The organism is Planococcus sp. APC 3900 (genome assembly GCF_030407735.1).
Classification (GTDB): Bacteria; Bacillota; Bacilli; order Bacillales_A; family Planococcaceae; genus Planococcus; species Planococcus notacanthi.
In genome coordinates, this window is the sequence record NZ_JASDCT010000009.1 from 20,240 (window position 1) to 39,881 (window position 19,642).

19 protein-coding genes are annotated in these 19,642 nt (G+C 44.8%); 3 read left to right on the forward strand and 16 right to left on the reverse strand.

All coding sequences use genetic code 11. The features are described 5' to 3' along the window. Nucleotides 1–58: 58 nt before the first annotated feature. The 14 genes from QMA04_RS15985 to ezrA form a co-directional block, all read right to left on the reverse strand. The gene (locus tag QMA04_RS15985) at nucleotides 59–478 is read right to left on the reverse strand and encodes a universal stress protein (RefSeq protein WP_290186964.1); all 420 of its coding nucleotides are present in this window, start codon (nucleotides 476–478) and stop codon (nucleotides 59–61) included. A gap of 141 nt (nucleotides 479–619) precedes the next feature. Then, on the reverse strand, nucleotides 620–2,005 hold the full coding sequence (gene nhaC, locus QMA04_RS15990) for a Na+/H+ antiporter NhaC (protein WP_290186966.1): 1,386 nt from the start codon (nucleotides 2,003–2,005) through the stop codon (nucleotides 620–622). 310 nt (nucleotides 2,006–2,315) lie between these two features. Continuing rightward, the gene (locus tag QMA04_RS15995) at nucleotides 2,316–2,837 is read right to left on the reverse strand and encodes an RDD family protein (protein WP_290186968.1); all 522 of its coding nucleotides are present in this window, start codon (nucleotides 2,835–2,837) and stop codon (nucleotides 2,316–2,318) included. Nucleotides 2,838–2,865: 28 nt separating this feature from the next. Further along, entirely contained in the window at nucleotides 2,866–3,738 is an 873-nt protein-coding gene (locus QMA04_RS16000; protein ID WP_290186970.1) for a pentapeptide repeat-containing protein, read from the reverse strand. A gap of 135 nt (nucleotides 3,739–3,873) precedes the next feature. Next, complete coding sequence (locus tag QMA04_RS16005; protein ID WP_191716725.1) at nucleotides 3,874–4,059, reverse strand: hypothetical protein; 186 nt, start codon at nucleotides 4,057–4,059, stop codon at nucleotides 3,874–3,876. Nucleotides 4,060–4,132: 73 nt separating this feature from the next. After that, nucleotides 4,133–5,056 (reverse strand): class I SAM-dependent methyltransferase, encoded by a 924-nt coding sequence (locus QMA04_RS16010; protein ID WP_191716724.1) that lies wholly within the window; start codon nucleotides 5,054–5,056, stop codon nucleotides 4,133–4,135. 52 nt (nucleotides 5,057–5,108) lie between these two features. Then, complete coding sequence (gene tpx, locus QMA04_RS16015; RefSeq protein ID WP_191716723.1) at nucleotides 5,109–5,615, reverse strand: thiol peroxidase; 507 nt, start codon at nucleotides 5,613–5,615, stop codon at nucleotides 5,109–5,111. A gap of 35 nt (nucleotides 5,616–5,650) precedes the next feature. Further along, the gene (locus QMA04_RS16020) at nucleotides 5,651–6,226 is read right to left on the reverse strand and encodes an RDD family protein (protein WP_191716757.1); all 576 of its coding nucleotides are present in this window, start codon (nucleotides 6,224–6,226) and stop codon (nucleotides 5,651–5,653) included. Between the two features lie 12 nt (nucleotides 6,227–6,238). Next, on the reverse strand, nucleotides 6,239–7,252 hold the full coding sequence (gene sppA / locus QMA04_RS16025) for a signal peptide peptidase SppA (RefSeq protein WP_191716722.1): 1,014 nt from the start codon (nucleotides 7,250–7,252) through the stop codon (nucleotides 6,239–6,241). Nucleotides 7,253–7,328: 76 nt separating this feature from the next. After that, entirely contained in the window at nucleotides 7,329–8,246 is a 918-nt protein-coding gene (gene rarD, locus QMA04_RS16030; RefSeq protein ID WP_191716721.1) for an EamA family transporter RarD, read from the reverse strand. 205 nt (nucleotides 8,247–8,451) lie between these two features. Then, nucleotides 8,452–10,026, reverse strand: coding sequence for an acyl-CoA synthetase MbcS (gene mbcS, locus QMA04_RS16035; protein ID WP_290186974.1), 1,575 nt, complete (start codon nucleotides 10,024–10,026; stop codon nucleotides 8,452–8,454). 652 nt (nucleotides 10,027–10,678) lie between these two features. Further along, complete coding sequence (gene thiI / locus QMA04_RS16040; RefSeq protein WP_290186976.1) at nucleotides 10,679–11,881, reverse strand: tRNA uracil 4-sulfurtransferase ThiI; 1,203 nt, start codon at nucleotides 11,879–11,881, stop codon at nucleotides 10,679–10,681. 6 nt (nucleotides 11,882–11,887) lie between these two features. Further along, on the reverse strand, nucleotides 11,888–12,991 hold the full coding sequence (locus tag QMA04_RS16045; RefSeq protein ID WP_290186978.1) for a cysteine desulfurase family protein: 1,104 nt from the start codon (nucleotides 12,989–12,991) through the stop codon (nucleotides 11,888–11,890). Nucleotides 12,992–13,054: 63 nt separating this feature from the next. Further along, a complete protein-coding gene (ezrA, locus tag QMA04_RS16050; RefSeq protein ID WP_191716716.1) occupies nucleotides 13,055–14,758 on the reverse strand; it encodes a septation ring formation regulator EzrA in 1,704 nt (567 codons plus the stop codon). A gap of 153 nt (nucleotides 14,759–14,911) precedes the next feature. Here ezrA and hisJ point away from each other — a divergent pair, with 153 nt between their 5' ends. After that, nucleotides 14,912–15,712: a histidinol-phosphatase HisJ gene (gene hisJ, locus QMA04_RS16055; protein WP_290186980.1), complete on the forward strand. Its 801-nt coding sequence runs from the start codon at nucleotides 14,912–14,914 to the stop codon at nucleotides 15,710–15,712. A 36-nt stretch (nucleotides 15,713–15,748) separates the two neighbouring features. Beyond that, a complete protein-coding gene (locus QMA04_RS16060; protein ID WP_191716714.1) occupies nucleotides 15,749–16,228 on the forward strand; it encodes a GAF domain-containing protein in 480 nt (159 codons plus the stop codon). A 41-nt stretch (nucleotides 16,229–16,269) separates the two neighbouring features. Here the strand turns inward: QMA04_RS16060 and megL are convergent, their stop codons facing one another. Further along, nucleotides 16,270–17,478 carry a methionine gamma-lyase gene (gene megL / locus QMA04_RS16065; RefSeq protein WP_191716713.1) on the reverse strand — a complete coding sequence of 403 codons (1,209 nt, stop codon included), beginning with the start codon at nucleotides 17,476–17,478 and terminating at the stop codon, nucleotides 16,270–16,272. A gap of 329 nt (nucleotides 17,479–17,807) precedes the next feature. On the opposite strand from megL, the gene rpsD reads away from it, so the two are divergent. Continuing rightward, on the forward strand, nucleotides 17,808–18,410 hold the full coding sequence (gene rpsD, locus QMA04_RS16070) for a 30S ribosomal protein S4 (RefSeq protein WP_191716712.1): 603 nt from the start codon (nucleotides 17,808–17,810) through the stop codon (nucleotides 18,408–18,410). A gap of 297 nt (nucleotides 18,411–18,707) precedes the next feature. On the opposite strand, the gene QMA04_RS16075 is transcribed toward rpsD, so the two are convergent. After that, nucleotides 18,708–19,550: an STAS domain-containing protein gene (locus tag QMA04_RS16075; RefSeq protein WP_290186982.1), complete on the reverse strand. Its 843-nt coding sequence runs from the start codon at nucleotides 19,548–19,550 to the stop codon at nucleotides 18,708–18,710. Nucleotides 19,551–19,642 lie beyond the last annotated feature (92 nt).

Below are 19,642 nucleotides of genomic sequence, written 5' to 3' on the forward strand. Positions count from 1 at the left end.
AACTGGCAGACCGATCATTTTCTCCAGTATACCAGAATCGAATGCTGACCGGTCTGCCTTATTTCACGACGAGAACTGGACAATGCACATGATTTAAGACTTTATGGCTGACGCTCCCTAAAACCATTTCAGAAATCGGATTCAACCCTCTGCTGCCGATGACCACCAAATCAAAATTGCCGTCATTAGCCAGCTCGATGATGACTGGCGCCGGCCGGCCATGCATGATTTCCGTTTTATAATAGATATTTTCATGCTCCAATGATTCTCTGACAGGCTGGATTTTTTTCTTACGCGACAGTTCAAACTCAATCGAACCGCCATCATGCACTTCTTCGTTGCTGTCTTCGTTGAAATCCGAAACATATAACACCGTCACTTCCACACCTTTTATCAGAGATGCCAGTTGTGCGGCTTGTTTGCCAGCCCGCATGGAATTCTCCGAACCGTCTACGGCTAATAAAATTGATTGATACATTTTATCCACTCCTTCGACTGTTTTTCCGAGGCATGGCGGCAAAATAGTCTGTTACGAGTACTATTCGACTCCCTTTCGAAATTCCCTCTACTGAAATAAAAACAGATGAGCCTAAGCATCACCTGTTCCTGCTTTTCTATTTTATTTATCTTGCTTGTAAGTCAAGGTTTTTCCTGTAAAACCGAACAGTACAGTCAGTAATGGAGACAAGAGACAAAAGAAGGCGAAAGGAAGATAATCAAGCGTCGAAACACCGATGACCCCTGTAATAAAGATTCCGCAGACGCTCCAGGGAACGAGTGGATTGACCACGGTCCCTGCATCTTCCATCACTCGGCTAAGGTTTTTCCCCGCCAGCCCTACTTTGTCATAAGGTTCTTTAAATGCTTGCCCAGTTAACAATATCGACAAGTATTGTTCGCCGATCAGCACATTGATGCCGATTGCCGTTAAAGCAGAAGCAGCAATGACAGATGAAACCTTTTTCAGCAAGCTCTCTATAGTTGCCAGCAAACATTGGACAATGCCCAATGTAAACAACAAGCCACCCATGCTGAGTGCGAGCAGCACCAATGCCACAGTGAACATCATACTTTCCATTCCGCCGCGGGACAGCAATGCATCAATTTCTTCAATCCCTGTCGTGGATACGTACCCACTGAACAGTACTGAAAAAATCTCGGATGCCGTCGAACTCTGATGGAGAAAAGAAATGAAGATAGCGGATATCGAGCTCAAAGCCAGCGTCATTAATGCGGGTATTTTCATGAGTGTCGAAATGATCAGTACAGCCAATGGGATAATCGTATACCAGTGAATCATCCCGGTGGTTTTAAGCCCTTCTTTAAAGAGCGTTACGTCTTGCACACTTGCGCCAGCTGTTTCAGGAGAAAGCAACGCAAACAAAATTAATGTAATGCCAAATGCCGGAATAGTTGTCCAGCCCATATTGCGAATATGTTCAAACAGGTCCACTCCAACAATTGTGGAAGCCAGGTTCGTCGTATCAGATAGCGGTGACATTTTATCTCCAAAAAAGGCACCTGACACAATCGCCCCTGCCGTAATCGCCAATGACAAATCCATCGCTGTCGCCATACCGATAAAAGCAACCCCGATTGTCGCAACGGTCGTCAAGGAACTGCCGATGGACAAACCGATCAATGAAGTCACAATAAAGACAATGGCGTAGAAGAACGTCATGGAAATCAACGTGAATCCCGTGAAAATCAGTGTCGGAATGGTTCCGCTGATCATCCAGCTGCTGATAAGTATGCCGATAAAGAAAAACAGGAATACGGCACTCATTCCAGCTCCGGCCCCTTCCACCAAGCCTCTTTCCAGCGTCCGGTACGATACTTTCTTCAACAAGCCATAGCCGAACAGCAATAGAATCGACAACAGAATCGGAATATGCGGAACCGATTCAAAGCTGATGATGCTGACGCTGATCAACAGAAAAATAATAACTATCAGTGCAAATGCTTCTGCAAATTTCGGTGTAATCACCGGTTTGATCTGGTACATATTGAACACTCCTTTTTCCTATAAAAAAAAGAGAAAACCACTCATCCCCATAAAGGGACGAAGGTTTTCTCCGCGTTACCACCCAATTTGATGCTTTGACAGTTCAAAACATCCACTTCTTTTCGAAACGATCCCAACTGATGGTGTATTTCATCCAATTTGCTGCCTGAATTCACACCTGCCATCCAGTCTCTTGCTGCTGCACACAAATTGCCTACTAAATCATCGATCGCTTTATTTATCAATAGTTAATTTTTTAAAAGTATATTGAAATAGATTCTACCAGTTCTCTTCCTCAAGTCAATACTTTTTAGGAAAAATTTGATTTCACTACATGGGTTTTTGCAATCCAATCATAAAGTGACTGTTTGTTTTTCGTGAATATAGCCATGAGAATATACAAAAAAATCAATGCGTAGACCAAGCCGCCCATAACATAATCCATTAACTGAACTGCTCCATCCCCTAAATAAATCATACGGTATGCCATGAAATGGGACAATTCCCAAGGCAAAAATTTTAATGCAGTCCGCAAGACCGCACGGGAAACGGAAATCGCTTGGCGGTTTTCATCAACCACTTGAATATGGATTTTGCGTTTGCCCAATGATTGCCTGCCCAGACGCGAATCCGTAACAACAAAGTAAAGCGAAACCGGTAAAGTGACCAATAAGAAACCGGTCAGCTGAGCCTTTCCTGGAGAAGCTTGAAATAATTGCTGAAGAGAGGGAATCAAAAACAGCGAAACTACCATCACCAACAGCAAGTAGCCAAAAATCAATAAATAATCAGCGGCAAAAGCCTGGAACCGCAGCCACAATCCTGCAGGCATCCTATCCCTCCTCTTTTTAGCTATCACGTCACCACAGAGATCGCCCGGCACTTTTCCAATGAGCAGGCTTCGACAAGAGAGGCGGCAAGCAAGTGTCTACATCTCCCTTTGCCGAATTTACTTGCATTTGTGTCAGAAAAATAGCGCCTGTTAAATCGACTCCGCTTAAGTTGCAATCCCGCAGGTCCGCACCGATAAAATCCGAATTCCTTAAATCGGAATCACTCAAATCAGCACCAATCAAGCAGGCACCTCTAAAATTCGCGCCTCTTATATCGCGTCCCTTAAGTTTCTCCCCCATCAAGTTCGCTCCCTGGTAATCCGGGCCTTTTTTCTTCTGCTGTTTTTTGCCTAAACGTCCCGATTCAAGACGGACCTGTTCACTGACTTGCACAAGCAATTCGTTAATGGATCGGCGCATTTTCGGCAGATATGCAGCCAATAGCTGTTCAGCAGATGCTTGTGTCAATTTATCGATTTCTCGTCTGCTGATTTGCAGTGTTTCCTGTAGCTGCTTATCAGTGCAGCGCTCGATTCCCTCGGTGAGGTACAGCAGCATTTCCTGGAGCTGCTGCATAATCGGCAGTACTTGAAACATTTGGGAAGCTGATTTCGGATCGTCTTTCCAACTAATGCCCCCGAATGTCTGCTGCGATACTTTTTGTCCAGCTCCAAGACAATCGAATGTTGTGCAGCCGCTGTAGCCGGAAAGCTTTAAGTTCCGATGGATGGCACAGCGAAAATCATCCTGCAGGTTTTTGCAGGCAATGCCCCTTTCCTTGTCGACCGGAAAGTCGGCTGAAACGGTAAAGGCCAGTGCCACGCAGCATAGCCCAAAACAATTGGCACAGTCCGCCTGAAAAGTCCTGGAGTCAAAGGCAGGTTGCAGATTGGCATGCATATCGATTTCCTCCTTGTATCCGAATATTCAATTAACTATAGTATACACATTCTATATCAAGAATTTAATATAGAATTTTCCCCATAGAAAAAAGGCAAAGGATAGACTCCCTTGCCTTTTGTCATTTGCCGTTCATTACGTACCCATTTTACGGCGGTTATTGCTGACTTTCTTTGATTGCTGGCTCTTCATTTTCTTAGTTGAAAGTGAAGCGTTGCCGCCAGACTGTTTGCCTGACTCCTGGTTTTTCTTAGCTTCCAATTGGCGTTTTACAGCTTCCTGCAAACTAACTTTTTTCGGCGCTTCGTTTGACTCAGTCATTGCGCATCCCTCTTTTCATCAAAATAGTGCATATGGATGTTTTATAGCTTAAGTATAGCATAAACACGCTTCTCTATTCTTTGTTTTCTTTAAACCAACCTGCAACCTGTGAGAAGAATTTAGACATGGATTCCGGTTTGGACATATTCGGAACGCGTGCCAACAGCACTTCCTTCGGTGCTTTGACGCCTTCTTGCTTTTTCTGCAAAACCAAAATCCCTTTAGCGTGGGCCGAGTTCTTGAACAGGGTTTCCGGCAATTCCATGACAGCCTGGATATGGGCATGTTTTTTCAGGAAACTATGCAATTGGCTTGCCTGTGCTGACTCAAACAAAGCTTTCGGCACGATAAAGAATAAATACCCACCTTCAGCCGTATGCTTCAATGATTGTTCGATAAAGAGGTGGTGAGCATAGGACATGCCTTCATCCGCCTTCAACTCATAAGTTGCTGCCGTTTCCTCGTCGGGATAATAGCCCACTGGCAGATCTGAAACCACTACGTCCACCGGGTCGATCAATAAAGGCTGCAGCGCATCCTGCAAATAGAAAGTGATGGGCTGTTCAACCAGGTTGCCGGCATTGGAAGCCAGTCGAATCAACAGGTCATCCAGCTCTACACCCGCTCCTGTCATTCGGCCGTCCAAGTAATTCATTACAGTCAGCAGCAGATTGCCAGTGCCGACAGCCGGATCCAAAATAACGGCCTGTTCTTTTTTAACGAATAATTCCACCAGATAGCCGACCAATAACCCAAGTGCGTCCGGAGTCATTTGATGATGCGGCTGAATATGCTCTTTCATGCCTTTAAGTACAGCCAGCTGAAGTGCTTTACGGATGTCTTCCTTGCTGGCTCCCTCCTCGGGCTTGATGATGCCGTCCAGCCAATTTTCAGTAGTGGTCAACAGACTTTCCAAATAAGCATTATCCTGCTCTTTCTGGATAGCCGTTGTGTGATTATCAATAAAATTAAATGTCTTTTCCATCATAGAATTCATGCTTTCGCCGTCCTCAATAAGGAAACCCACTCTCCCGAGTGGGTTTCTAGTATTAGTTTGTTAATTCTTTAACTGCGTTCAACGCTTTTTCGTAATCCGGATGGTCCGTTCCTTCAGGCACATACTCTACATATGCAATTTTGTCGTTTCCATCAATGACAAAAATCGAACGGGCAAGCAATCGCAGCTCCTGCATCGTCACGCCATAAGCTTCACCGAATGACAGGTCACGATGATCGGATAAAGTCGTAATCGCGTCCACTTTATTGATTTCCGTCCAACGCTTTTGCGCAAACGGCAAATCAGCAGAAATCGTCAGAACCTCCACATCGTCACCAAGGGAAGCCGCTTCTTCGCTGAAACGTTTCGTCTGATCTGAGCATACGCCCGTATCCAGTGAAGGCACTACGCTGACCAATCGGATTTTTCCGGCTGTATCCTTAAGCGTCACCGGTTCCAAACCTGTTGACAGGACTGTAAACTCCGGAGCCTGCTCTCCAACTTTCACTTCTTTGTTCGGTAAAGTCACAGGGTTTTTCTTGAATGTAATTTGTACCAATTAAAGCGCCTCACTTTCGTCTTCCATCTATCATACTAAACCGCGCTGGTCTCATGCAACCCAGACCCGTCTGTACGTTTCTTCACTACATTGTTTTTTCTGAAAGATTCTTCGTGGACCACTGTCGTATCTGCGATAAAATCATGAACTCCTTGTTTTAAGGGCGTAAAGCCGACAATCCAGTAAAGCGGCCAGATGGTCACTGAAAGGAAGCGGCCAATCCATTCACGGAACAGCAATGTCGTCCATGACAAGTGATTGGACTTTAAAGATACCACACGGATGCCCATGATCATTTTTCCGACCGTCTGTCTGAAGAATTTGGTCATCAGTACAAAATAGCCATAGAAGACGATGGCTGACATGATGGCAAATGGTGCATACCACGAGGTTTCAGTTGTTTCAAGACCCATTAAAGCAAAGGCGGGTTTGATCAAAATCGATGTAAGGGCTGTAATGATCAGTAAATCAATCAAATATGCCCAAAACCGAACCCAAAACCCCGCAGGTTTCCGTTCGTAAAAAAGAACTTCCTCGTAGCTCGGCGTTTCGGGACGATGCGGCGCGACTTGAACTTCTGTTGCTGTTTCATTCGTTTCGTGGTCTGTCATCATGGTCCCTCCTTATTTATCACCGTATAAATACATCATACGAGGAGAACTATACTCAGTAAGCATTTTCGAAATCATTTGAGTTTCAATATCATTGCCGAAGAAAGAACTCATTTTCATCGACAGGAGCGATTCCCATCCTTGTGAAGCTCCATATTGGAACACCTGGGCATTGCCCAGTTCGAAATCAGCTTTCACTTGTTCGATGACATCTTCTTCAAATCCGAAATCGTCTGCCAGATTTGCTTCAACTGCTTGACGGCCATTCATGATTCGCCCATCAGCAACAGCTTTGACTTGTTCTTCAGTCATGCCTCGGCCTTCTTCAATAACATCCACAAATGACTCGTACGAATCATCCAGCATCGTTTGAAGAAGAGCACGCTCATCTTCTGTCATATCACGCGTCGCACTCATAATATCTTTGTATGGACCTGACTTGATGGTCACAAAGTCAACGCCGTACCGCTCAGCCAATTCACCATAATTGACGCTCTGCATAATGACGCCGATTGAACCCGTCAAAGTTTCTTCGTTCACAAAAATCTTTTCAGCTGGTGCCGCAATATAATAACCGCCTGATGCAGCCATGGCTCCCATTGAGACATAAAAAGGCTTTTGCGTTTCTTCCTGGATTTCAGTGATTTTATCGTAAATCTCTGCAGATTCCACTACGCCTCCACCTGGTGAGTTTACTGTAAGCACCACGGCTTTAACTGTAGAATCCTCTTTCACATTTTCCAATTGTTCCATGAAGGAAGAGTGGTTGTAGCCGGTTGTACCAAATAGAGATGCCGCTTCACCGGTATCCTGGATGGCGCCATCTACATTCAACACGGCGACCCGATTATCGAAATCTCCATCTTCCATGACAACTTCCGAGAGGCTTGATTGTGTAGTCGCCATTAATTCATCGACACTTTCGCCAAATCCGCTTTGAAGAAAAGCGAACGCTGAATTGATGACCAGCGAAATCCCCAATACGGCTGCAGCTACTACTAAAGCGATCCATCGTTTCGTATTCATTTAAGCAATTCCCTCCTTAGTTTCTACTTCTTACTATACGGGAAACACTGGCAAATGTTTCATTGGAAAAGGAATTTTATGCCGAAATTTTGCGATTAGCTTTCCGGATGCCCCGCGCCTCAAGAAATTTCGACGATGTGAAAAGAATCAATGCACTCCAAATCAACGAAAAGGAAATCAAATCTACCGCATCAAACGCTTCGCCATAAATGAATACTCCGATCAACAGCATCAGTGAAGGCGCAATGTACTGCAGGAATCCGATCATGTACAAAGGAATTAACGGAGCACCAATAGCAAAAAGCAATAATGGCAGTGCCGTGACCAATCCGCTGGCAATCAGCAAAACGTCTGTCGTCAATCCGATCTGCAAAAAGGACACACGGTCTATCGACATCAAATAGACATAATAAGCGATGGCAATCGGGAAAACAAACAAGGTTTCAATCGCTAATCCACGAAGCGCATCCAAACGGATCGTTTTCTTGATGAGGCCATAAAAAGCAAAGCTGAAGGCCATTCCCAATGCCAGCCACGGCAAAGAACCGAACGAAAATGTTAAAATCAAAACGCCTGTTGCAGCCAATAGAAAAGCTATTTTAATAGCAGGCGAGAGTTTCTCCTTCAGGAAAAGAGCCCCCAATAGCATGGAAATCAACGGATTAATGTAATAGCCAAGGCTGGTCTCGACAATCCGGTCTTCGGAAACCGCATAGACATACAAAAACCAGTTTGCAGAAATCAGAAAAGAGGCCAACATCAGCAAAAAGAATTTTTTCTTGGAAGCCCACAACATTTTCAAATCAAGCCAAAGCTGTCGGCCGCCATTCAATAGAAGAATAAAACCCAGCGTCAGCAAGAACGACCAAATAATCCGGCCAGCCAGGATTTCATCTGCCGGAACATGATCGATCTGTTTCCAGAATATCGGCATAAATCCCCATAATGTGTAAGTTAAAATAATGACTAAAACGCCTTTTTTAGAATCTGTCATCCTGCATCGCGCACCATTCTGTTTTTTATTTTATATTTCGAAATAATAGTCTCATTATAGGCTGACCGTACACAGAAAGTAAATAAAGACAAACTCCTTGAAATAAGGAATTTGCCTTGTGAAAATGGATATTACATTGTTCGGATACTGCAGTTTGAGCGGTATCGCTGATGTCATTGAAATCAGCCAAAGAAAGTGTGGATCATTATTTCTTTTGGTTTTCCTGCTGGCGCAATTCCACTCGCCGAATTTTGCCGGATGCCGTTTTCGGCAATTCCTGACGAAAATCAATAGCGCGCGGGTATTTATACGGTGCCGTCAATTCTTTGACATAGTCTTGCAGTTCCTTCACTAAGTCGTCGGAAGCTTCGTAATCCGCTACCAATACCACAAATGCTTTAACGATCGTGCCCCTTATTTCATCCGGTGCACCGATGACCGCACATTCCTGTACAGCCGGATGCTTGACCAGCGCATCTTCCACTTCGAACGGCCCAATTGTGTAACCGGACGAAATGATGATGTCGTCTCCCCTTCCTTCAAACCAGAAATAACCATCATCGTCTCTTGACGCTTTGTCTCCTGTGACATAATACTCCCCGCGGAATTGCATGCTGGTGCGCTCCGGATCTTTAAAGTATTCCTTGAACAAAGCAGGTGTGTCCACATGGACCGCGATGTCCCCTACTTCTCCGGTAGCGCATGGCTGGCCGAAATCATCAATGATTTCCACTCGGTTGCCGGGCGTTGGTTTCCCCATTGAGCCGGTACGGGATTCCATGCCTTTCATCACACCGACCAGCAATGTATTTTCAGTCTGTCCATAGCCGTCCCGCACTTCCAGGTTGAAGTGATTTTTAAAGACATTGATTACTTCTGCATTGAGCGGTTCTCCAGCTGACACGGCACTGTGCAAAACAGATAAATCATATTTCGCTAAATCTTTTTGTTTCGCCATCAACCGGTATTCTGTCGGTGTGCAGCACAGCACGTTAATTTTGCGCTTCTCCAAAAGCTCTAAATAGACAGCCGGATCGAATTTGCCATTGTAGACAAAACCTGTTGCTCCACTGCCGAGCGTTGCCAGGAACGGGCTCCAAATCCATTTTTGCCAGCCCGGACTCGCTGTAGCCCATACGACATCGCCTTCCTTCGCTCCCAGCCAGTGTTCAGCGGATGTCCGAAGATGGGCATATGCCCAGCCATGGCTGTGGACTGCGCCTTTTGGATTGCCGGTGGTTCCTGATGTATATGACAAAAATGCCATATCGTCTTTCTTTGTCGGTGCTGCTATGTATTCGGCAGAAGCGGTTTCCATTTCATCCAATAAGGATATCCAAGACTGATCAGATTGGCCGATGACAAACTTGACGACATTATCCATTTCCTTGACGCCTTCAAATTGGTCCATGAACGGCTCATAAGCAATGACTGCTTTGGCATCACTGTGGTTCAAACGGTAGGCAATGTCTTTGGCTCTAAGCATTTCCGAGCTTGGAATGACCGCCAATCCGGCTTTCAAAGCACCAATATACGCAACATAGGCTTCAATCAAACGCGGCACCATCACCAGGACCACATCGCCTTTCACCAGTCCCGCTTTTTCAAAACTATTTGCTGCACGGTTGGCGCGTTGCATTAATTCATCATATGTAACTTGCTGTTTCTCGCCTTGGCCATTTTCCCAGAGAATCGCCAATTTCCCTTCCCCTTTGGCGTATCGCTCGATTTCCTCGACCAGGTTATACGATTCCGGTGCTACTAATTCTTCTCGTTTCACAGTGATTCCCCCTTGCAGATAATGTGATTATTATACTCCTATCATTATACAGGAAGTTTTTAAGTATTCATATAATTTCATATAGTGGGACTATGAGATGAAACGGATTACTTTTTCGCCTTGAACTTTATTTGTAGATATTGGAGTTTTAATGGGTGACAGGTTAAATGCATCTACAAGAACAAATTGAGTTTCTTTCAACGATTTCAGAGCGGCTACAGGCATATGCCCTCTTTCTTCCTGAACTAGTTGGTCCTTTACATGCACTTCCTCCCCCCTTACCTGAATTCGAGCTGTTTCACAAAAGTTCCAGCCAATGAATGGAAGCTGTCCGCACCACGAACAGCTATAGAAAGAGTGCTGCACTTTACCGAAGCAAAGCTTATACACAGTGTCGGACCTTTCGCCCACCGAGCGCAGTGTGCATCTTCAATTTCTGCATAATTCATGTAGGCATGCAGAAACTTCACATAGAGAAGCAACTAGTTAAGGCAGCAGCATCACATACTCCGGTAGACCTCCGAATCGCTCATGCAGAACCGTCAATTCATCCTATCCAATCACAAAACCCCATGCGTCCTCCTCAACTCTATGTAAAACAATAAGATTGTTGACAATAAAAAAAGAGCCACCCATATAGGCAGCTCAATCTTTATAACAAATCTTCAAATTGATTTACTTTTACGCGCGGAAACTTGATGATTTCCCGCTCCGCTACAGCTTCCTGGATCAATTCATCAAATGAAACGAAGTTTTCGTAGTACTCCACTTTTTCAAGCTTTGGTTTGGTTTTTGGATTTGCTGGGGTAAAAATGGTGCAGCAATCTTCAAACGGCCGGATGGAAATATCATAGGTCCCGATTTTCTGGGCCGTCTCGATAATCTCCAATTTATCCGCAGCAATCAACGGACGCAGGACTGGGGTATTCGTTACGGCATTGATGGCCTGCAGGCTTTCCAGCGTCTGGCTGGCCACTTGACCCAAGCTTTCACCGGTGATGATGGCACGGCAATTGGTTTCATTCAAAACCAAATCAGCGACACGCATCATCATGCGTCGTGTAGAAGTCATCGTAATATTATCAGGAACCTGCTTGTGCACTTCCTGCTGAAGCTTGGTGAATGGAATGATGTGCAGATTGACGGAAGAGCCGAATTGCGACAGTTTTTCGGCAAGATCAAATACCTTTTCCTTGGCACGGTCGTTGGTGAATGGCGGGCTGAAGAAATGAATCAGCTCCAACCGGACGCCACGCTTCAGCATATGATAACCCGCAACCGGACTGTCCAAACCACCTGACAGCATCAACAGGGCTTTGCCTCCCGCTCCGACTGGCAAACCGCCGGCCCCTTGAATGACTTCCGCCATCATATAAACCGCTTCTTCACGTACTTCCACTTTCAGATCGATTTCCGGATCCTTCATTTGGACTTTTAAATCCGGAAAAGCTCTCAGCACGTGTGAGCTCAGCTCTTTCATAATTTCCGGTTTTTCATGCAGAAACTCCTTGAACGGCCGCTTTACGGATACTTTGAAGCTCTTGTCGGTATCCTGGATTTTTGCGACCACAGCTTCCGCTGTCCGCTTCATCGCTTCCAAGTCCAATTCACATGCGGTCACAGGGCTGAACGATTGGATGCCGAATACTTGCGGCAAACGTTCAATCACCTGTGCCAATTCCTCTTCATCGTCTGAGGTAATGAACATCCGGTCACGTTCCGCTTTGATGCGGATCTTTTCCAAATCAGAGAAAGTCTGTCTGACGTTGTCGCGCAGCCTTCCAATAAATGAACTCCGGTTTTTGCCTTTGGTTGACAGCTCGCCATAACGGACGAGAATTTGATTGGTTTTCATATAAGGTTAAACTCCTTTAATCATGCGGTATACCCGCTGAAATGCTCTTTTTAGGGAAATGATGTCCTGTTCTTCAGTAAATGCTCCGAAACTGATCCGCATGACACCGTCTTTAAACTCGCGCGGCAGACCGATTGCCTGACTCACGTGGCTGGTGTCCTTGCTTTTAGAAGAACAAGCACTGGAAGTAGAGACGATTACCGACTCTTTTTGCAATCCAGATACCAGTATTTCACCTTTTATTCCTTTGACGGCCACCGCCAGGATATGTGGAGCCGCGCCTTTAGGACTAACGATTTTCACGCCTTTAAATTCCGAGAAAAATTGGCGCAGATCTTGATTCCATTGGTGATGCTGCGGGTTCGGCTGTGCCAGCCTTACTGCTTTCGAAAGCGCAACTGCATTCGGGACAGAAACAGTGCCGCTCCGAATTCCAGCTTCCTGTCCGCCGCCGTATTGAATAGCCTGCAGTTCAACACCTGTATAGGCCAATAATCCGCTGCCTTTCAAACCATGAATTTTATGGCCTGATAGGGTAAATAAATCCGGCATCGCTGTCGGGTCCAATGTCAGCTTGCCAATGCTTTGGACAGCATCGACATGAAAGATAATTCGGCGTTCTTTCAGCATACCCGCGATTTCTGCAATAGGGTGGATGGTGCCGATTTCATTATTGACATGCATGAGTGATACTAGAATCGTATCGCTTCGCAAAGAATTCTTCAACTCATCGATATCAATTTCCCCCGCGTAGTTTACAGACAGACGCGTCACTTCAAAACCTTGTTGTTCCAATGCTGCCAGGCTGTTCAAGACCGAAGGATGCTCAGTTTGGGCGGTGACAATATGCCTGCCCCGGTGCTGGTAACTTTTTGCTGTGCCCATCAAAGCCAAATTATTCGATTCTGTTCCGCCAGAAGTGAAGATGACTTTATCCATGTGCAATAGGTCCTTCAATTGCTTACGGGCCGTTTCCAGCAAATCTTCAGCTTGATTGCCAAGTGCATGCAAAGAAGCCGGATTGGCATAAAATTGCTCATTTACTTTTATGAATGCTTCAAGCACTTCTTGTTTCGGCTTAGTTGTTGCGCTATTGTCCAGGTAATTCATTCTGTAACCTCCGAAAAAGAAAACCACCAGCTCAAATCCGCTGGTGGTTTTGCCTTTTGTTTTTTAGATGTTCCAAGCGTCTTCTTTGACCAGTACTTCAATCCGTTTCATTGAACCCGGTTCAAAGTTTTCAACCGCAGTAGCCGCTTCTTCCAATGCTTTCGAATAACGAAGCTGGCGGAATGACTCTTCGGCTTCTCCAAGTTTAGCATCTAATTGCTGATTCGACTTCCGGTAACGGTTGCCGTATTGAATAATGCGTTCAATCAACAACACATTTTCTACCATCTCAACGGCTTTATCATGAACGTCATCAATACTTTTTTCTGCCTGCTCCAAATAATTGTCCACAAGCTTCATGTTCAATGGCACTTCACGCAAAGTTTGCATCGCAACAAAAAGATGTTCTTCAGCTTCTTCGAGGCGCACATCCATATCTTCCGGAATTCCAGGGATATTGGCTTTATGCAAGATGCGATCCGTTTCCTGCAATTTGCGTTTCAGCTGCTCCACTTTAGCGTTGGCATTGGTTTCTTCAACACGCAAGTTCTTCAATGCTGTCATGAAATCGTTTTGTGTCGAATCGACAATCGACAGATCTTCACGTATATGCATCAGTTCTTCCTGCAAACTTGAATAAGCGGATTGGTCTTCTTCTAAGCGCGTACGCAATAAGTCGTAGCGTTGCGCCAATTGCTCCATTTTTTCTTTGCATGCTTTTGGAATGGCAGCTTCGCTTTCACTAATCTTGTAGCTATGCTGCACGTAGCGGCTTTCCTCTTCCATTTCCTGTGTATCGCGTGCCACAACTTCCAAATGGCGTTCTGTATCTATTTGGAATTCATCGACATAATGCTTTGCTTCAACTTCTTTTTCCAACAATTCATAGAACGAGTCGATGCGGTCTTTTATTTTTTCTACTGCGATTTTTGTTTGGGCAATTTCCAGCTGGGCGATGTTTTCTTCTAACACTGCCAATTCTTCTTCTATCTCATCGAGTTGAAGCGTGAGCTCCAAGTGGCCAAGATAATACGACTGCTCTTCCATTTCGCTCTTGCCTTGACGCAATTCAGCTATATAAGAAGGGATCTTATTGTGGACATCAGCCAACAATGATGGAATGTCATCTGCCAATAAAAACGCTTCTTCGCCTTCAGTTGATAAACTGATGACAATTTCGCGGGCTTTTAAGTAATTGCCTTCAGTCGTCAATTTTTCGTATTCATCAAACATCGGAATGAATGACTCCAACTTTTTCTCTAGTGGCGCAGCTGCAGCACCATAAGAATGCTGATGAGCCAATAGATTCTTACGGGCGCGGCGGTATTTTTCCTGGATCAGATCAATTTCGTTGCGATTCTTTTCATCGCTGCCGATTAATTCTGCCAGTTCCACCAGGATACCGTTCATATCTTTATCTACATTATCAATTTTGACTTCAGTTTCCTGTTCGATCTTCGTCGCTTTACCGAAACGGAAACGGTTAATGGCTTCCTCAGCGTCATAGAGAGAAGCATCGATTTTAGGAATGTGGACATCCATGATTTCAGTCCACACATTGCGCCAGCGTTCGAACATTTCTTCTGTCTGGCCATTCATGTTCAGCTGTTTCACTTTAGTCAGTTCTTCAAGTATCGGTTTATTTTGTATTTGCAGTTTTAATTGTTCTAAGCGCTCAATTTCAGCCAAATGTTTTTTACGAAACATAAAGCCGATGATTATTATCGCTAATAGAATGATGACCGCAATGATGATATACTCCATCATAAGTCATATAGCCCCCTGTTCCAAAATCACATTACCAGTTATACGTAAATGTATTCATGATTCTTTTATTTTAACATGTATTCTACTCTTTTGTTTGCCAAATTAGAAGAAAAGCGATTATATTTTTTAATACATAGAAAAGAGGCTGCTTTTATGAGACGAGATGGTCACATTCATACGAAATTTTGTCCTCACGGGACTAAAGACGCAACAGAACTTTATATTGAAAAAGCAATAAAGTCCGGGTTTACAGATATTTCCTTCACCGAACATGCACCGCTCCCGGGTAACTTTACAGACCCCACTCCTGATCAGGACAGCGGCATGAGCATGGAGCAGCTCACACCTTATCTCCACGAAATCACCCATTTTAAAAATGTCTATAAAAACGATATCCGCATTCGCGTAGGTTTGGAAGTGGACTTTATCTCAGGATACGAAAAAGAAACCCGCTCTTTCTTGGATGACATCGGACCAGCTCTCGACGATGCCATTCTTTCGGTCCATTTTCTCAAAGCAGATAACCGTTATTTCTGCGCCGATTACAGCAAAGACGTCTTTACTGAATTGGCAGCTGCAAGCGGTTCAGTGGAAGCTGCTTATAAGCTTTATTATGACACAGTGGAAGCATCCATACACGCTGACCTCGGCCAATTCAAACCTAAGCGCATCGGCCATCCGACACTGATCCATAAATTCCAATTGGCGCATGGCGAAAAAGTCGATGATAGCGCACAGATTCACTATATTCTCCAATTAATGAAGAAAGCCGGTCTGGAGCTTGATGTGAATGGTGCAGGATTCTCGAAACTAGACTGTTTGGAACCCTATCCACCACTCTCTTTTATCGGATATGCCAAGTACCTCGGCATCCCCCTGGTTTTTGGATCAGATGCCCACAATGTCAATGGCTTGCATAAGCATTATGATAAAATCTATACTTACTTAAGTTGAACCATTACTTAACAAAATGAAATGGGGTTATCATTTATGTTTACGCAAACCGATTACAGCGGCAGTAGTATAGAACAATATACAATGTTATCAAAGCAATTGGATGCTTTATTGGAAGGCGAAAGCAACAGCATCGCCAACCTGAGCAATGCCTCTGCTTTGCTGAACCAATTTCTTGAACGCATCAACTGGGTAGGATTTTATTTGATGGAAGACGGCGAGCTTGTCCTTGGCCCGTTTCAAGGTCTACCGGCCTGCGTACGGATTCCAGTTGGGAAAGGCGTCTGCGGAACTGCCGTAGCTGACAAAAAAACCATGTTGGTCGAAGATGTCCAAGCATTTCCTGGCCACATCGCCTGTGATGCAGCGTCCCGTTCTGAAATTGTCATTCCACTGATGAAAGAAGATCAGGTGATCGGTGTCCTGGATATCGACAGCCCTGAGCTGAGCCGTTTTACAGAAGACGACCAGAAAGGTTTGGAGCTTTTCGTTGAAGTTTTAGCTAAGCATCTGTAATAGGAAGACCCTGGACTCGATGGTCGAGTCCAGGGTCTTTTTTAGATTTCCTGAAGTTTTGGTTTCACCTGTTCGAACGCATGGTTGAGGTCAGCGACCAAATCATCCGTATGCTCAAGCCCCACTGACAGCCGCAGCAAGGAGTCACTGATGCCCATCGCTTCTCTGTTTTCCTGGGGTACAACGGCATGGGTCATGGTAGCCGGATGCTGGATCAGTGTCTCGGCATCACCCAAGCTGACAGCAATTTTGATGAGGGACAGCGAATCCAGAAATTGTTGTGCCTGTTTTTTGCCGCCTTCAATTTCAAAAGAAATCAATCCGCCGCCCTGCCTCATCTGCTGCTTGGCAATTTCGTACTGTGGATGCTGAACGTCAAATGGATAGTAAATCTTTTTCACCAGTTCCTGCTGCTTTAAAAATTCCAGCACTTTCTGAGCATTTGCGACGTGACGGTCCATCCGTACGTGAAGCGTTTTCAGCCCGCGAAGCAGCAGCCAGGCGTCAAAAGGCGACATGATGCCGCCAATATCCTTCTGCACGGTCATCCGGACATGCTGCATTTCATCTGCATCACGCCCCACCAAAACGCCGCCAACCACATCCCCATGGCCGTTCAAGTATTTGGTGGCACTATGCAAAACAAAATCAGCTCCCATCCGCAGTGGATTCTGTAAATAAGGCGAACTGAATGTGTTGTCTACAACCACACGGAGATTATGCTTTTTCGCCACTGCCATTACGGCTTGCAAGTTGACCAGTTCCATCGTTGGATTGATCGGTGTCTCCACATAGATGCAGACTGTTTCCGGCTTAATCGCTTGCTCCACTTCCTGTTCCGTCGTCATTGACACCAAATCATGCGTAATGCCATATTTCTCTTCCATAATCTCAAGCAATCCGAACGTGCAGCCATAAATCCCTCTCGAGCAAAGCACGTGATCGCCCGCTTTTGTCAAATAGATCAATGTGGCGCTTACTGCGGCCATTCCAGAACCAAAAGCCAACGCCCCTTGGCCCCCTTCAATTTCCGCCATCCGCTCTTCCAATACCCGGACCGTCGGATTGCCGAGACGCGAATATATATTGCCTTCACTGTTTCCGGCAAATCGGTCTTCCCCTTCTTGCGCATTGGCAAAAGAATATGTCGAGGTCTGATAAAGCGGTGTCACCAGACTGTCGTGATGTTCGGAGCTGTTGTATCCTTTGTGGATCACAGCCGTCTCCATGTTCATCTCTTTATTTCTCATAAATACCCACCCCTTAACTAAAATAGAAAGCGCTTACATTCATACTTAATTTCATTCTACCTTGAACAATCAAAAAAAGGAAGCTGTTGCTTTTAAATGTTCTAGAGCTCTCTGTTGACTTAAAGAGCGAAAATCGGTTATACTATGCTTTGTGTAAAATAATCGCAGCAGTTGTATGTGCGTGTTCGTCCATTTTATTCCTCATTGCAGGTGTATCGTGTAACTCTTTGGCTGCTGAGCGAAGGTACAAGAATATAAAATGGCTTGCAGCATGAATGCATCTGGTTTTTATTTTACTCTAAAAACCAAAAACAGAGGAGGAGACTTATATGTCTCGTTATACAGGTCCATCATGGAAACTGTCACGCCGTTTGGGAATTTCTCTTACAGGCACAGGTAAAGAATTAGAAAAACGCCCTTACGCACCAGGTCAACACGGTGCTAACCAACGCAGAAAAGTTTCTGAATACGGTTTGCAACTACAAGAAAAACAAAAACTACGCTTCATGTACGGAGTTAACGAACGTCAGTTCAAAACTTTGTTCAACAAAGCCGGCAAAATGCCTGGTAAGCACGGTGAAAACTTCATGATCCTTCTTGAAGCTCGCCTTGACAACGTAGTTTACCGTTTGGGTCTTGCGCGCACTCGTCGCCAAGCTCGCCAGCTTGTAAACCACGGCCACATCCTTGTTGATGGCAAACGCGTTGACATTCCGTCATTCAGCGTGAAACCAGGACAAACAATTGCTTTCCGCGAAAAATCAAGCAACCTTGATGTAGTAAACGAAGCAATCGAAGTAAGCAACTTCGTTCCTGAATACGTAACTATCGATACTGATAGCAAAACAGGAACATTCGTGCGCCTTCCAGAGCGCAGCGAATTGTCTGCTGAAATCAACGAACAATTGATCGTTGAGTACTACTCACGTTAAGGAAAACTTTTTCCTTATCAGAGTGATGAAAACCCTCAATTCCTTGTTAATTCAAGGATTTGGGGGTTTTTCTTTATGCTGATGAGACCTTTTAAACGCCGTCGTTTAAAATTTTAGGATTCTGCAAACAAACTCCGATTGTCTGCAAACAATTTGTTTATTCTGCAAATAACCAAGGTAATTCCGCAAATAACCCCTCCCATTCCGCAAACAAACATCCCGTTTCTGCAAACAATCAGCCAGACCGCATAAAAAAATCCCCGAGACCTCTACAGGACACAGGGATTTCGTACTTTATTAAACTAAATGAACTCTATTTTGTTTCAAAGCTTGTGCGAGCGTGTTATAAACTTCAATGTCGATAAATTTAATGCCTAATTGTACAGCAGTTTGTGCGATGACCGGACTAATACCCGACAATGCGACTTGGACGCCGATGATTTCAAGGCCTTTGATCAATTGGAAAACCTGCTGGGCAACCATCGTATCGATGAGCGGCACGCCGGACAAATCGATGAACAGTTTTTCCAAGTTGTGCTTGGAACTTTGCGCCAGTGCTTTTTCAAACATGATTTCTGCACGATGAGGAGTGATTTCACCAATCAATGGCAGCATGCCTGTCTTTTTAGCCAGCAGAATGACGGGGGCACTCATTTCTACAATCATCTGCTGCTGGGAGTTCATCCGCTTTTCAGCAGCTTTCGAATTTTTATCCGTAAATTCCACAATCACTTTACTGATGGTTTGAACGACGGCCGTGGTCCAATCCATCAGTGTTTCGTGGCTGATTTCTTCTTTATGGGCTAAGGCATAAGCACCGATTTCTTCCAGGTATTGTTGCTGAGTACGGAAAAACTCTCCGATGACTTCCACAATCGGCGTATCAAGATGAGCTTCATCTTTGGCGATTGTTTCGATCCAATCCTGAAAATCTGACATAAAATCACGTTCCCCCTGCTGGAACATGGCACAAAAACGAAGATGAAATTCGTGGTTCTGCTCTTTCAGCAAGGTCACTTTATCCGGATCATTTGTCCCGTACACTCCTGCTTTATTTTTATCCAAGGAGTCATACCAGTCTTCTGTCATTTTCCAGGTTCGTGCGCTTAAGTACTCAAACAAGTCTTGGTCTTTCAACATTTACCAGCTATTGCGACGGCTGCATGATTGGATATCCTGCAAATCCGAACAATAGCCTCACCCCACTCTCGCTTATAATTTCAATTCAATAA